The organism is Methylobacterium sp. E-045 (assembly GCF_022829685.1).
Taxonomy (GTDB): Bacteria; Pseudomonadota; Alphaproteobacteria; order Rhizobiales; family Beijerinckiaceae; genus Methylobacterium.
On record NZ_JAKSYE010000096.1, the window covers coordinates 39,229 to 52,863 of the forward strand.

At 67.7% G+C, this 13,635-nt stretch carries 12 protein-coding genes; 8 read left to right on the top strand and 4 right to left on the bottom strand.

Annotation, left to right across the window (positions count from 1 at the left end; translation table 11 throughout):
- Window positions 1–48: 48 nt before the first annotated feature.
- Together MKK51_RS18955 and MKK51_RS18960 are read right to left on the bottom strand one after the other, a co-directional pair.
- The gene (locus MKK51_RS18955; protein ID WP_243979668.1) at window positions 49–1,920 is read right to left on the bottom strand and encodes a methylmalonyl-CoA mutase subunit beta; all 1,872 of its coding nucleotides are present in this window, start codon (window positions 1,918–1,920) and stop codon (window positions 49–51) included.
- Window positions 1,921–2,099: 179 nt separating this feature from the next.
- Window positions 2,100–2,903 carry an undecaprenyl-diphosphate phosphatase gene (locus MKK51_RS18960; protein WP_243979875.1) on the bottom strand — a complete coding sequence of 268 codons (804 nt, stop codon included), beginning with the start codon at window positions 2,901–2,903 and terminating at the stop codon, window positions 2,100–2,102.
- A gap of 204 nt (window positions 2,904–3,107) precedes the next feature.
- On the opposite strand from MKK51_RS18960, the gene MKK51_RS18965 reads away from it, so the two are divergent.
- The 4 genes from MKK51_RS18965 to MKK51_RS18980 all read left to right on the top strand — a co-directional run bounded on the left by MKK51_RS18965 (window position 3,108) and on the right by MKK51_RS18980 (window position 8,556).
- On the top strand, window positions 3,108–3,800 hold the full coding sequence (locus tag MKK51_RS18965; protein WP_243979670.1) for a glutathione S-transferase family protein: 693 nt from the start codon (window positions 3,108–3,110) through the stop codon (window positions 3,798–3,800).
- An 83-nt stretch (window positions 3,801–3,883) separates the two neighbouring features.
- Window positions 3,884–5,014 carry a tRNA epoxyqueuosine(34) reductase QueG gene (gene queG / locus MKK51_RS18970; protein WP_279601223.1) on the top strand — a complete coding sequence of 377 codons (1,131 nt, stop codon included), beginning with the start codon at window positions 3,884–3,886 and terminating at the stop codon, window positions 5,012–5,014.
- Entirely contained in the window at window positions 5,011–5,874 is an 864-nt protein-coding gene (locus tag MKK51_RS18975) for an SDR family oxidoreductase (RefSeq protein ID WP_243979672.1), read from the top strand. Before queG ends, MKK51_RS18975 begins: the two co-directional genes overlap by 4 nt.
- Window positions 5,875–6,876: 1,002 nt before the next feature.
- A complete protein-coding gene (locus MKK51_RS18980) occupies window positions 6,877–8,556 on the top strand; it encodes a putative bifunctional diguanylate cyclase/phosphodiesterase (protein ID WP_243979673.1) in 1,680 nt (559 codons plus the stop codon).
- A 4-nt stretch (window positions 8,557–8,560) separates the two neighbouring features.
- Here MKK51_RS18980 and MKK51_RS18985 read toward each other — a convergent pair whose 3' ends face one another.
- Both MKK51_RS18985 and MKK51_RS18990 read right to left on the bottom strand, forming a co-directional pair.
- Window positions 8,561–9,616: a GNAT family N-acetyltransferase gene (locus MKK51_RS18985; RefSeq protein WP_243979675.1), complete on the bottom strand. Its 1,056-nt coding sequence runs from the start codon at window positions 9,614–9,616 to the stop codon at window positions 8,561–8,563.
- Between the two features lie 247 nt (window positions 9,617–9,863).
- Window positions 9,864–10,250: a DUF2267 domain-containing protein gene (locus tag MKK51_RS18990; protein ID WP_243979677.1), complete on the bottom strand. Its 387-nt coding sequence runs from the start codon at window positions 10,248–10,250 to the stop codon at window positions 9,864–9,866.
- Between the two features lie 160 nt (window positions 10,251–10,410).
- On the opposite strand from MKK51_RS18990, the gene MKK51_RS18995 reads away from it, so the two are divergent.
- The 4 genes from MKK51_RS18995 to MKK51_RS19010 all read left to right on the top strand — a co-directional run bounded on the left by MKK51_RS18995 (window position 10,411) and on the right by MKK51_RS19010 (window position 13,587).
- Entirely contained in the window at window positions 10,411–11,931 is a 1,521-nt protein-coding gene (locus tag MKK51_RS18995) for a helicase HerA-like domain-containing protein (RefSeq protein ID WP_243979679.1), read from the top strand.
- Window positions 11,932–12,348: 417 nt separating this feature from the next.
- Window positions 12,349–12,663, top strand: a complete 315-nt coding sequence (gene rplU / locus MKK51_RS19000; protein WP_056422333.1) for a 50S ribosomal protein L21 — start codon at window positions 12,349–12,351, stop codon at window positions 12,661–12,663.
- 32 nt (window positions 12,664–12,695) lie between these two features.
- A complete protein-coding gene (gene rpmA / locus MKK51_RS19005; RefSeq protein ID WP_018041680.1) occupies window positions 12,696–12,962 on the top strand; it encodes a 50S ribosomal protein L27 in 267 nt (88 codons plus the stop codon).
- 154 nt (window positions 12,963–13,116) lie between these two features.
- On the top strand, window positions 13,117–13,587 hold the full coding sequence (locus MKK51_RS19010; RefSeq protein WP_243979681.1) for a hypothetical protein: 471 nt from the start codon (window positions 13,117–13,119) through the stop codon (window positions 13,585–13,587).
- Window positions 13,588–13,635: the final 48 nt, after the last annotated feature.

Genomic DNA, 13,635 nt, shown 5'->3' on the forward strand with positions numbered 1-13,635 from the left:
TGACGTGATCGGGGCTGGAAACGTCCCGGATCGCGTATCGGTTGCGGTTCACGCGCGTGTAGCTTCGCCCAAGGCGGCCTGAAGCAGCGCGAGGAGGTCCCCTCCGGCGTGCAGATAGGCATCGACGCCGGCCGCTTTGAGCCCTTCGGCAAGATCGCCCGGCTTGCCCGCGAGATACACGGTCCTGGCACCCGCCGCCTTCAGGGCTTCGGCGGCGGCGACGGCGTGGGTGGCGTAGAGGGCATCCGACGAGCAGAGGCAGGCGATGCGTGCGCCGGATGCGGCGAAGGCCTCGCCCAGGGCCGCGGCGTCCGTGAAGCCCTCTTCGTTCACCGCCTCGATGCCGCCGGCCGCGAAGGCATTGGCGGCGAAGGTCGAGCGGGCGTTGAAGACGGCGACCGGTCCGAGATTGGCGAGGAACACCCGAGGGCGCCGTCCGGTCTCGGCGAGATGGGCGTCGGAGGCGTCGCGCAGGGCCTCGTAGGGTTCGGCGAGCCGCGACGAGGGCAGGGCCTCGCAGGTGGTCGTGCCGCTGCCGTCGAGGGCGAAGGCGGGCGCCAGCACGGCGGAGGCGGGCAGGTCGAGGACCGTCACCGGCTTCTCGGCGAGGAACGGGAACTCGCTCGCTCCGGTGAGGGGTTCGCGCCGCGTGGCGACGTTCTTCGTGCGGGTGGCGCGGGTCTCGCCGATCCGGGCCTGGATCGCGCCGGCCTGCAGCCTCGCGACGATGCCGCCCTCACGCTCGATCGCCTGGAACGCGGCCCAGGCCGTGGTGGTGAGTTCCTCGGTGAGCGCCTCGAACCCGCCGGCCCCGGCCGCCGGATCGGCGACGCGGGCGAGGTTGGATTCCTCGATGAGAACGATCTGGCTGTTGCGGGCGACCCGCCGCGCGAAGGCGTCGGCGAGGCCCAGCGAGGCGGTGTAGGGGACGACGGTGACGGAATCGGCGCCCCCGAGCCCCGCCGAGCAGGCGGCCATGCCGGTGCGCAGGATGTTCACGAACGGGTCGTTCCGGTTCATCATCCGCCACGCGGTCTCGGCATGCAGGCGCAGCGGCTTGGGGTCGAGCCCGCAGGCCGCCTCCACCCGCGCCCAGAGGCGGCGCATGGCGCGGAACTTGGCGATGGTCAGGAACTCGTCGGCATCGGCCACGAGGAGGATGGCGACGGCATCGCGGGCGCGGGCGAGATCGTGCCCGCCGGCTTCCAGCATACGCAGATAGGCGACGGCGGTGGCGAGGACGGCGGCGAGTTCGGCCGCCTCGCTGGCGCCGGCCTCGTGATAGGGCCGCCCGTCGGCGAGCATCGCCCGGCCGGTGAAGCCCGCCCCGTCGAACTCCGACAGGAGGGCCGAGACCGCCGCGCCGATCTCGGGGATCGTCGCGTCGAGCCGGCCGGTGGCGGCCAGCGTGCCGATCGGGTCGAGGCCGAGATCGAGGTCGAGGGCGCCGAGATCCTCGCTGCGGTGCGCGGCCAGCGCCTTGACCAGACGGGCCGCCTCGAGGCCGCGCCCGCCGGCATCGATCCGCGTCGCGATCAGAGAGAGCATCACGCCGGACAGGGCGGTGTCGAGGATCGACACCTCGTCGGCGGCGAGGCCGAAGCCGCGCGCGAAGACGGAGCCCGAGAAGACGAGGTTCAGGGCATCGGCGCCGCCTTCGAGATCGGCCATGGCGAGGCCGTGTGCCGCCTGCGCGTCCGGGTGGTCCACCCGCTGGGCGATGCGCCAGGGGCCGGGTGCCCGCATGGGCTGCGCCACCGGAGCGGCGGGCTCGTAGAGCGGCTCGATCCGGATGCCGTCCGCCGTCTTAGAGACCAGCCGCTTCTCGAAATCGCCGCCCTTGAGCACGCCCTCGACCAAACCGAGCCAGCGCTCGCGGGTCGGCGTGGGGAACAGGTCGGCGAGGGGGCGATCTTCCATTTCGTCTGGGCCTTGGCGCACGCTTCCGCCGGCCGCGTGTGGCCGGACGCTGTCGGCGACAGCCCTCGCACGGCGAGGCTTGCCGGGCAACACGCGCGGGGTATCAAAGAAATCGGAGCGGACTCAAAGAAAAGCGGCAGCCCCAGCGCGGGGGCGGCCGCCCCGTGCGGCGGCGTTCCTCAGCCCACGAGGATCAGCCCCGCGAAGCCGAGGGAACCGACGATGATGCGCCACCACGCGAACAGCCGGAAGCCGTGCGACGAGACGTAGTCCAGCACCGTGCGCACCACGACGAAGGCCGACAGGAAGGCCACGACGAAGCCGATGGCGATCAGGCCGACATCGTCCTGCGAGAGGTTCTTGTAATTGTCGAGGAGGTCCTTGGCGAAGGCTCCGGCCATGGTCGGGATCGCGAGGTAGAACGAGAACTCGGTGGCCGAGCGCTTGTCCGCCCCCATCAGCATCGCGCCAACGATGGTGGCGCCGGAGCGCGACACGCCGGGGATCATGGCGATGCACTGGAACAGGCCGATCTTGAAATCCATCGGCAGGGTGAAGTCGAAGACGTCGCGTTTCTTCACCTCGAGCTCGGTCTCGTCGAGGACGAGGAGGACGAGGCCGCCGGCCACCAGCGTGGCGCAGACGATCCACGGATTGAACAGGTAGTATTTGATGTATTTCGAGAACAGACCGCCGATGATCGCCGCCGGCAGGAAGGCCAGCAGGATGCCGAAGACGAAGCGCCTCGCGTTCGGATCGGTGGGAAAGGCCGTGGCGATGCCGAGGAGGCGGCGGAAATAGACGGCGAGGATGGCCAGGATCGCGCCGAGCTGGATCAGCACCTCGAACGTGTTGTTGGGCGACTGGAAGCCGATGAAGTGCCCCACCAGCAACTGGTGGCCCGTGGACGAAACCGGGATGAATTCCGTGGCGCCCTCGACCATGGCGAGAACGACCGCCTTCACGATGCTCATCGCATCCATCATGTCATCGCCTCGGTTGTCGTTGGGGGAGTGCTCGTTGCCGGATGGTGTCGGCCATCAGAGTTGACGAGCGGTTACCGGAACCTGTCCAGCGTGTTAATGAGGCGGCAATGATCGGGCAATAAGTCTCGATGCGCGACCCTCTCTCACCGTTGGTCTCGACACGGCGCGTCCCGCGATTCCATTCCCTTTGAAACGGCCTCTATGGCGACGCTTCACCACTCCCCCTTCTGTCCGCATTCGCGCTTCATCCGCCTCGTTCTCAGCGAGATGGGCATGGAGCCCGCGCTCGTGGAAGAGCGGGTCTGGGACCGCCGCGAGGCCTTCCTCCTCATCAATCCGGCCGGGACGACCCCGGTCCTGGTGGAGGAATCGGGGCTCGCGGTCCCGGGGGCGGGCATCATCGCCGAGTATCTCGACGAGACCCGCGGCCTCGGCCTCACTGGGCGCCGGCTGCTGCCGGAGGCCACCGCCGATCGCGTGGAGGTCCGCCGCCTGCTCGACTGGTTCCTGGTGAAGTTCGACGCGGAGGTGACCGGCTACCTCGTCACCGAGAAGATCTCGAAGCGCTTCATGACCAGCGCCAATGGCGGCGGCCCGCCGGACATGCATGCCATTCGCGCGGCGCGCACCAATGTGCGCTACCATATGAAATACATCGGCTACCTGATGTCCCGCCGGAAATGGATCGCCGGCGACCATCTGACCTATGCGGATCTCGCGGCCGCGGCCCACCTCTCCTGCGTGGATTATCTCGGCGACGTGCCATGGGACGAGGACGAGACGGCGAGGGACTGGTACGCGCGGCTGAAATCGCGCCCCTCCTTCCGGACGCTCCTGGCGGACCGGGTGCCGGGCATGGCCCCGGCGGATCATTACGCGGACCTGGATTTCTGAACGCCCCGGCGGGCCAGTTCCGGGCGGAGGGCAAGCGGGCGGCCGACTGCCGGGAGCAGCGCAAGGTTCTCTCCGGCGATGCCCTGCGGCAGGCCGTCGAGGCCCGCGCCCGGCATCTCGGCTTCGATACGGTCCGGGTGACCACCCCCGATGCGGTGCCGGCCCTGCGCGAGCGGCTGCCGGCCTGGCTCGCCGCCGGGCACCATGGCGCGATGGACTGGATGGTGGAGCGCGCGGACCAGCGTGCCGATCCGTCGATTCTCTGGCCGGGCGTCCGCAGCATCGTGATGCTCGGCATGAATTACGGCCCTGAGGCCGACCCGCTCTCGCTGCTGGCCCTGAAGGATCGCGGCGCCATCGCGGCCTATGCCCAGAGGCGGGATTATCACGAGGTCGTGAAGGGCAAGCTGAAGGAGCTCGGCGGCTATCTCTCGGCCAAGGGCGACGTGCGGGTGAAGGTCTTCGTCGATACCGCGCCGGTGATGGAGAAGCCGCTCGCCGCCGCCGCCGGCCTCGGCTGGCAGGGCAAGCACACGGTCCTCGTCTCGCGCGAGCACGGCAACTGGCTCCTGCTCGGGGCGATCTACACCTCCGCCGACCTCTTGGTCGACGCGCCCGAGGCCGATCATTGCGGCTCCTGCCGGCGCTGCCTCGACATCTGCCCGACGGCGGCGTTCCCCGCGCCCTACCAGCTCGATGCGCGGCGCTGCATCTCCTACCTCACCATCGAGCACGAGGGGCCGATCGCGCCCGAATTCCGAGGGGCCATCGGCAACCGCGTCTTCGGCTGCGACGATTGCCTCGCGGTCTGCCCCTGGAACAAGTTCGCCGTCACGGCTTCCGAGGGACGTCTCGGCGCGCGGGCCGACCTCGCCGCGCCCCCGCTCGCCGAACTGGCGCGCCTCGACGATGCTGCCTTCCGGGCGCGGTTCGCCGGAACGCCGGTGAAGCGCACGGGGCGCGACCGTTTCCTGCGCAACGTCCTCATCGCCATCGGCAATTCCGGCGAGCCGGCCCTTGCCGTCGAGGCGGAACGCTGCCTGTCCGATGCCTCGCCCCTGGTGCGCGGCATGGCGGTGTGGGCGCTGGCCCGTCTCGTCGCTCCAGCGGCCCTGCGCGGGCTTTCCAACGGCCACGCCATGGGCGAAACCGATACGCATGTCCGCGCCGAATGGCGCGCGGCGCTCGATCACGCGGGAAACACGGCGGCATGAACCTCTTCGTCTTCGGCCTCGGCTTCACGGCGCGCCGCTTCGTCGAGCGCGCGGCCGGGCGGTTCGAACACGTCCGCGCCACCGTCACCGATCCGGCCCGGCCGGGCGCTGGGCTCGCCGACGTCGCCCTGCGCTGCTTCGGTCCCGAGACGGACGACGCGCGGATCGCGGGCGACCTCGGCGACACCGACGTGCTGCTGGTGTCCGCCCCGCCGTCTCGCGATGGCGACACGGTGCTCGCCCGCTACCGGGACGCCATCGCCGACAGCCGGATCGGCTGGATCGGCTATCTCTCCACCATCGGCATCTACGGCGACCAGCAGGGCGCCTGGATCGACGAGACGACGCCGCCCAACCCGGCCAGCGGCCGCTCGCATGGCCGCATCGCCGTGGAGAAGGCCTGGCTCGGCTTCGGGGAGGAGACCGGCAAGGCGGTCCAGGTGTTCCGGCTCTCCGGCATCTACGGGCCGGGCCGCAATCCCATCGTCAAGCTGCGCGAGGGCAAGTCGCAGCGCATCATCAAGCCGGGTCAGGTGTTCAACCGCATCCATGTGGACGACATCGCCACGACTCTCCTCGCTTCCATCGACAGGCCGCGGGCGCAGGCGATCTACAACGTCACCGACGACGAGCCGACGCCGCCGCAGGTGGTGACGGAATACGCCGCCGGTCTCGCCGACCTGCCGCTGCCCCCCGAGATCGACTTCGAGACGGCGGATCTCAGTCCCATGGCGCGGAGCTTCTACGGCGAGAACAAGCGCGTGCGAAATCGCCTGATCCGCGAGGAACTCGGGGTCGATCTCGCCTATCCGACCTATCGCGAGGGGCTGGCTGCCCTTGTCGCCGACGCGAGGGTTTGAGACTCGGATCCAAGTTCCTTGGCACGAAAGCAGCTTTTCAGTCTTTTGGCTCAGCTGCGATAGACTCGATGTGCCGGGATGTCCGTTATCTCAGTGACGACCATACTAAAAATCATGGGTCATTCAATTTAGAACGTACTGTTTTATAGTGATCGGGCGCGATTTCAGTGATCTTAGAATGGGTTGCTGAGTCGTCAGTGAATTCTTGGCGTATGATAACAATTTATGTTAATATCGGGGCAGCGGTAAGTCATACTATTTCGCAATAACGTATTCGTTCCATCCCGAATCAAAAGTTAACAGTCAAGATGCTCTGCTCGTTCGGTGATCTCTTAAGGTCGCCTGCGGGTCTAGCCGTCGATCGATGCCGACAACATTTTCGCCGCACCAGCATGCTTCCATTAAACGATGAATATCGTTCTGATCTTATCGCCGTGCGACGAAAGTTAATAGATAGATATGGTATGTATGTACTGGTAAATTCAGAAATTGCCGCAGTGTCTCCCCATCACGTGCGGTTCGATAATTTAAGCGCAGTTCAATCCGGCTTCCGTCCCCGCCGCAATGACTTTTCATTAACGGACGATTCGCATAACGATGCTTGAAGTATGGGGAGCGGCGGCTGATTCAGCCAGCTTGCACAAATATCGCCCTTCGAATGAGAAAGCGGGTCGTGGCAGCACACGGTTCATCGTCACTGCGGACTCTGTTCAGCCTGCGAGAGCGCGGGCCATTGCAGACCCTGAGGCACACGTGCCGAGGATGAGCGGGGCGATGTTGTCACTGAAGACGGCCGCGTGGCTTCGAACGCTCGTCAGGCGGATGGGTCCGGTCGCAACCGATGCCGGCTCCGCCACCGGGGATTCGCGGACGGACATGTCTGGCCGGACGCAATCCGTTCTCCGTGCCTTCTTCGGCGGGGGGGGCGGACGAGCCGGTCTCCGCATTGATCCGGGAGGCTGGCTGAAATCCGTGCGGACGTCGCGCGCGCGCGAGTCGACGATGCCGCTGAGCGAGGAACGTCTGACGCTCACCCTCGATGGCGGCGTCGAGGGGATCTGGGACTGTAACCTCGCCGACCGATCGATCTGGATCTCCGAGCGCTGGCTCGCCCGTCTCGGCTACGCCGTCGACGCCATCGAGGCGAGGCAGCCGCTGGATCACATCGTGCACGCGGAGGACCGCGAGCGCCTGACCCTTGCCATGGTCGCGCATGCCAGGGGCCTCGCCCCCACCTACGAGTGCGAGCATCGCGTCGTCTGCCGCGACGGCACGTCGTTCTGGGTTCTGACCCGCGGGCGGGTGGTGGAACGGAACGGCGCGGGCAAGGCCCTGCGCGCGGTGGGAACCCAGATCGATATCAGTCACCGCCGGGAAGCGGAGGCCCGCGTCGAGTACCTGGCCCTGCACGACGACCTGACGGGCCTGCCCAATCGCCGCCTGCTTCGCCAGCGCCTCGACCGGGCCGTGATGCGCGCCCGAAACGGCCGGTTCACTGCCGCGGTGCTCGCCTGCGACCTCGATGGCTTCAAGGCCGTCAACGATACACTCGGCCATAGCGCCGGCGACCGTCTCCTTCGCATCGTCGCCGACCGCCTGAGCGGGGCCGTGGGCTCCGGCAATACCGTGGCCCGGCTCGGGGGCGACGAGTTCGCGCTCGTGCTCGAAGGCCTCGAGGGGCCCCATCAAGCGGACGCGGTGGCCAAGCATGTGATCGCCGTGCTCTGTGCGCCCATCGAGATCGACGGCATGGTGGTCGAGATCGGTGTCGGTATCGGCGCGGTGATGGTGCCGAACGAGGGCATCACCGCCGACGACCTCCTCCGGCGGGCGGACATCGCGCTCTACGAGGCCAAGACGACCGGCCGTGACACGTATCGCCGGTTCGAGCCGGCTTTGGCCGCGCGCCATTCCGCGCGCTACCTCCTCGCCTTCGACATGAAGGACGCGATCCGGCGGGGCGACTTCTACCTCGTCTACCAGCCTGTCATCGACCTCGCGGCGGAGACGGTCACGAGCTTCGAGGCGCTGATGCGCTGGCGTCACCCCGAACGGGGGCTCATCTCGCCGATGGAATTCATTCCGGTGGCGGAGGAGACCGGGCTGATCGTGGCCCTCGGCGCCTGGGCCTTGGCCGAGGCATGCCGCGAGGCGATGGCGTGGCCCGGCGAGATTCGCGTCGCCGTCAATGTGTCGACGGTGCAGTTCCAGCACGACCTCGAACGCTCCGTGTCGAACGCCCTCGACGGAGCGGGCCTGTCGGCGGATCGGCTCAACCTCGAAGTGACGGAGAGCGCGCTGATGCGGGACCCGGAGGGCGTCGTGGCGACATTGCACCGTCTGCGGGCGCGGGGCGTCAGGATCGCCCTGGACGATTTCGGCACCGGGTACTCGTCATTGAGCTACCTGCGGCGGTTTCCCTTCGACAAGATCAAGATCGACCGCGCCTTCATCAAGGACATCGCCGAGCCGGATGCGGCGGCTATCGTGCGGGCGGTGGTGGGCCTCGGCGAGCGGCTCGGGATGAGCATCGTGGCCGAGGGGGGCGAGACGGCGGAGCAGCTCGATCTCGTCAGGAGCGAGGGCTGCGACGAGGTCCAGGGGTTCCTGTTCAGCCGGCCTCTCCCCGCCAACGAGGTCCAGGCGTTCCTGCGGTCCCGCCGCATGAGCGCGGCTGCATAGGGGCTCACGCCGCGCGCGTGTTCGCGGCCGGTCCGAAATGGCCGATATAGCGAGCGGCGATGGCCGAGACCGGCAGGACCACGAACACGTCCGTCGTGCCGAACTGGTGGTCGATCACCGCGCCGTCGCCGAAGGTGGCCCCCACCCGCAGGTAGCCCTTGATCAGCGGCGGGAGCGACTGGAGCGCGGCCTTGGCGTCCACCACCTCGCGCGGCAGCCGGTCCATGGCCACATGCCGCCCCGGCAGCGCCCTGGCACACCAGGGCTCGGGCGCGCGGGCATGGTGGTGCAGGAAGCTCAAGGCGAGGGCGAGCCTGTCCGGGTCGGTTCCCTCCAGGCTGGCGCAGCCGAGCATCGCGTCGATGCGATGGTGCTGGACATAGGCCCAGATCCCGGCCCAGAGCAGTTCCACCGTCCGCTTGGTCCGGTAGGGCTTCAGCACGCAGGAGCGGCCGAGTTCGAGGAAGCGCTTGCCGGGATGCGCGGCGAGCAGGGGCGCGATGTCGTATTCGCCGGCGGTGTAGAACCCGAAATTGCGGTCGGCGGCGTCCTGACGCAGCAGGCGGTAGGTGCCCACCACCTTCGGCCTCGGCCGGCGGAAAGGCTTCGCCTCCGTCGCCGCGTGGTCGATCACCAGCAGGTGGTCGCAGACCGTGTCGTAATCGTCGATGTCCCGCCGCGACAGCAGGGACATGCCCGAGGCCACCGCCGACATCTCCTGGTAGAAGACCTGGTAGCGCAGGCGCTGGGCCCGGCGGATTTCCGAGACGGTGGTGGCCAGGCGCACCTCGAGGTCGCCGATGCGGCCGAGGACCGGGTCGAGCCCCGGTGCCGCCAGGGGCTTCTTCAGGCGGGGCTTGAACCGGATCGGCGTTCCGCCCGGCGGGATCAGGGGCCGGCCGCCGGCGCCGGGAAGGCTCGTGAAGCCCGGCAGGCCGGAGAAGCCGGCATGTCCCGCCTCCAGGCGCTTCTGCTTGAACCGGGCGAAGGGCGCGTGGACATGGGCCTCCCAGCCATTGAGCCAAGCGTTGGACGCATCACGCGCGAAGTTCGGAACCATCGTCCAATCCGCTCTGCCGGACCCGCGAGGCCGGCTCCCGATGGAGCCTGGAGCCTCATATCCGCGTGGCCACATCATCACGAAGCCCGAACGCTTTTATGACAGGTTTTCGCGTGAATCCAGAGGCGGTTAGCGGCATGCCAAAATGGTTCGCCGGCCACCTGTCCATGGGTAGCCGCCGAACCTTTCACATCCTTCTCTCTCTCCCAGCTTCGGTGCCGGGCAGGAGGAGCGTCCCGGACCGGTCTCAGACGAACTGGTTCAGGCCGGGGATCGAACCGACGATCGGGCCCATCACGTCCTCGCCGGCCTTCTCGCGGCCGAAGGCGAACAGTTCGGCACCGAGGGGCTGCATCTGTCCCATGGGTACGCCGGCCGCCATCAGCTTCTGGCCGAGCGCCATCACGCCCCCGCCCATCATGCCGCCGAGCATGCCCATCAGGCCGCCGCCGCCCTCGCCCTCGTTCGACTGCGCCGCCGCCGCGTCCGCGCCGGGCATCGCCGCGAAGAGCTGGGCGACTTCGGTGGCCGGGCCTTCCTTCTGCAGGAAGGCGAGGATGTGGCCGATGGCCGTCTGCGCCGTCGCGGCGTCGAGCCCGGTCTTCGTGGTGACGCGGGCGATCAACTCTTCCATGTGCAAATGCTCCAACGCGTGCAGGTCGTCCCGTCCATCTGGCCTGGACGAGGCGAAATCAAGCGCCTCGGGGCGGCGCGCTGGAAAATGTTGCCTGCGAGCGGCATAACTCCACCGTCGGCGCAGCGGGCGCGACGGGAAGCGGTGGGTTCAGGCGATCATGCGGAGCGACGGCACCATCCTCGTCGGCAAAAGCGGCACCAAGCCGGAGGCGCTCACCCTCAGGCTCGCCAACCGTCACGGCCTCGTGGCCGGCGCCACCGGCACCGGCAAGACGGTGACGCTCCAGGTCCTGGCGGAGGGGTTCTCCAATGCCGGCGTCCCGGTCTTCGCCGCCGACATCAAGGGCGACCTGTCGGGCCTCGCGGCTGCGGGCGAATCGAAGCCGGTCTTCGTCAAGCGTGCGGAGGAACTCGGGATCACCTACGAGCCCGACCGGTTCCCCACCGTGTTCTGGGACCTGTTCGGGGCGCAGGGGCACCCGATCCGTTGCACGGTGATCGAGATGGGGCCGCTGCTGCTGGCCCGGCTGCTCGAACTCAACGACACCCAGGAAGGCGTGCTCAACATCGCCTTCCGCGTTGCCGACGACAACCAATGGCCGGTCCTCGACCTCAAGGACCTGCGGGCGCTGCTGCTCTACGTCACCGAGAACCTCAAGGAGATCTCGGGGAAGTACGGCAACGTCTCGGCCGCCTCCGTCGGCGCGATCCAGCGGCAATTGCTGATGCTGGAGAACCAGGGCGCCGACCAGTTCTTCGGCGAGCCCGCCCTCGACCTCAACGACTTCATGAAGATCGACCGCGAGGGCCGCGGCATCGTCAACATCCTGGCGGCCGACAAGCTGATGCAGCGGCCGCGCCTCTACGCCTCGTTCCTGCTGTGGATGCTGTCCGAACTGTTCGAGCAGCTGCCGGAGGTGGGCGACCTCGACAAGCCCAAGCTCGTCTTCTTCTTCGACGAGGCGCATCTCCTGTTCGACGACGCGCCAAAAGCCCTTCTGGACGCGGTGGAACAGGTGGTCCGCCTCATCCGCTCCAAGGGCGTCGGCGTCTATTTCGTGACCCAGAACCCCCTCGACCTGCCAGAATCGGTACTCGGCCAGCTCGGCAATCGCGTCCAGCACGCCCTGCGCGCCTTCACGCCCCGCGACCAGCGTGCCGTGAAGGCGGCGGCCGACACGTTTCGGCAGAATCCCGGCTTCGACGTGGCATCCGCCATCACCGAACTCGCCGTCGGCGAGGCCCTGGTGAGCTTCCTCGAAGCCAAGGGCACGCCCTCGATCGTGGAGCGCGCCCTCATCGCCCCGCCCCAGGGCCGGGTCGGCCCGCTGACGCCGGCCGAGCGCGCCGAGCTGATCGCCAAGAGCCCCTTGCGCGGCAAGTACGACGAGGCGGTGGACAATGAGAGCGCCTACGAGATCCTGGCCGCGCGTAAGGGGCTCGATTCCGCCCCCGCCGAGGCGGCGCAGCAATCGGAGGGTGGTTTAAGCGGCATGCTCGGCGGTCTGCTCGGCGGCGTGCTGGGCTCGAAGCCCGCCGCCAAGGGCGGCCGCCGCCCGCCGCAGAGTCTGGCCGAACAAGTCATCGGTAACGCGGCCCGGTCCATGGCGCGCACCGTGGGCACGCAGGTGGGCAACGCGATCCTGCGCAATGTTCTGGGTGGCTTGATGAAGCGGTGACGATTCGGATGCTCGCACCCGACGTTGGTATCGGTCGGGAAAATAGTATGGCTAAAAAGATTCGTCGAAAGGTCGAAGCGATAATTTCAGAATTTCATCGACTTAGTGATACGATTTACTTTTGTCGTGGACCGATACCGACTCTAAAATCCGTCATTGCAAGTCGCTTGAAGTATGTGCTCACGTACAACGGCGCGCTTCGGCACAGGGGCGATCAAGCCGGACGCTGAGGCGTTTTCGGAGTGACATTGACAAATCACCCCCCGAGCGCCTATCCAGCCCCGCAACGCGCGGCTTCCTCGACGAAGTCCGCGCGTTTCGCGTTCGCAGCATCGCTCGATCGGTGTCGCGGATGACCTGAACAAGAAGACGGTCCAGGCGAAAGCCGGAGGCCGGCAGAGAACACGAGAGAGAACGATGTTCGCAGTCATCAAGACGGGCGGCAAGCAGTATCGCGTTGCCGCCAACGACACCATCACGATCGCCACCGTCGAGGGCGAGCCCGGCTCGGCCGTGACCTTCGGCGAAGTCCTGCTGTTCACGGACGGCGCAGGCGCCACGCAGGTCGGCGCGCCGCTCCTGTCCGGCATCAGCGTCGCCGGCGAGATCGTCAGCCACGGCCGCGACGCGAAGGTCATCGCCTTCAAGAAGCGCCGCCGTCAGAACTCGCGCCGCAAGCGCGGTCATCGCCAGCACCACACCGTGGTGCGCATCACCGGCATCAGCGCCTGACGTTCTGATCGAGACATTCGGAGTCAACCACAATGGCCCATAAAAAAGCAGGCGGCTCGTCCCGCAACGGCCGCGATTCGGCCGGTCAGCGCCTCGGCGTGAAGAAGTTCGGTGCCGAAGCCGTCATCGCCGGCAACATCATCGTCCGTCAGCGCGGCACCAAGTTCCACCCCGGCGTCAATGTCGGCATCGGCACGGACCACACCCTGTTCGCCAAGGCGGATGGCCGCGTGCTGTTCCAGGTGAAGCGCGGCCGCGCCTTCGTCGCCGTGGTGCCGCACCAGGAAGCCGCGGAGTAATCCACGGTCTCCCACCGCGAGGCGGCGCCCGCACCGGGCATCCCGTCATCGACGATCGTCGGACATCGAAGGGAGGATGGTGCGCCATCCTCCCTTTCGTCGTCTGCGCGGCATCCGTCATCCGGACGGTGTCGCGCTCGGAAGCGGAGCCGCGATGACGCAACGCACGCTCGTTCTGGCGGCCTTCGCCGCGATCGGTTCGGTCGCGGTCGCCCTCGCGCTTCTGAGCGGCAGAGGCGAGCCCCCCGCGACCCCGGTCGCGGACACGCCGAGACCGTCGCCACGGAGCCCGACGCTCTACTGCGAATTCTACAATTTCGTCGGGCGGAGCCCCAAGGTCGGATTCTCCTTCGCGATCTCCGACCGTGATTCACGGCCGGTCTTCGCCCAGGTGAGCCAGTTCGAGATGGACGGGACGCGGGCCGAATTCGGCTCCGATTCCCGCCCGATCTGGGCCTTGGACGATGCGCAGGTGCCGGCGACGCTCACGTCTCCGGACGGCGCCATCGTCATCAATCTCTACGCCTACGACCGGACGAAGTCGGGTGGGGCGTGGTTCGAGGCGGGCCTGCGCAGCGTGCAGTACCTGAACCTCGACGGGAAGTGCCGACAAGGCGCAGCCTGAACCCGAACCCGCATGTGATTCGCCAAGGTCCGGAGCCGGCAGGCCCCG

Excerpts from the sequence above, each read along its gene's own strand:
- MKK51_RS18955 (WP_243979668.1), bottom strand. The coding sequence starts at position 1,920 with ATGGAAGATCGCCCCCTCGCCGACCTGTTCCCCACGCCGACCCGCGAG.
- MKK51_RS18960 (WP_243979875.1), bottom strand. The coding sequence starts at position 2,903 with ATGGATGCGATGAGCATCGTGAAGGCGGTCGTTCTCGCCATGGTCGAG.
- MKK51_RS18965 (WP_243979670.1), top strand. The coding sequence starts at position 3,108 with ATGGCGACGCTTCACCACTCCCCCTTCTGTCCGCATTCGCGCTTCATC.
- MKK51_RS18975 (WP_243979672.1), top strand. The coding sequence starts at position 5,011 with ATGAACCTCTTCGTCTTCGGCCTCGGCTTCACGGCGCGCCGCTTCGTC.
- MKK51_RS18980 (WP_243979673.1), top strand. The coding sequence starts at position 6,877 with ATGCCGCTGAGCGAGGAACGTCTGACGCTCACCCTCGATGGCGGCGTC.
- MKK51_RS18985 (WP_243979675.1), bottom strand. The coding sequence starts at position 9,616 with ATGGTTCCGAACTTCGCGCGTGATGCGTCCAACGCTTGGCTCAATGGC.
- MKK51_RS18990 (WP_243979677.1), bottom strand. The coding sequence starts at position 10,250 with ATGGAAGAGTTGATCGCCCGCGTCACCACGAAGACCGGGCTCGACGCC.
- MKK51_RS18995 (WP_243979679.1), top strand. The coding sequence starts at position 10,411 with ATGCGGAGCGACGGCACCATCCTCGTCGGCAAAAGCGGCACCAAGCCG.
- rplU (WP_056422333.1), top strand. The coding sequence starts at position 12,349 with ATGTTCGCAGTCATCAAGACGGGCGGCAAGCAGTATCGCGTTGCCGCC.
- rpmA (WP_018041680.1), top strand. The coding sequence starts at position 12,696 with ATGGCCCATAAAAAAGCAGGCGGCTCGTCCCGCAACGGCCGCGATTCG.
- MKK51_RS19010 (WP_243979681.1), top strand. The coding sequence starts at position 13,117 with ATGACGCAACGCACGCTCGTTCTGGCGGCCTTCGCCGCGATCGGTTCG.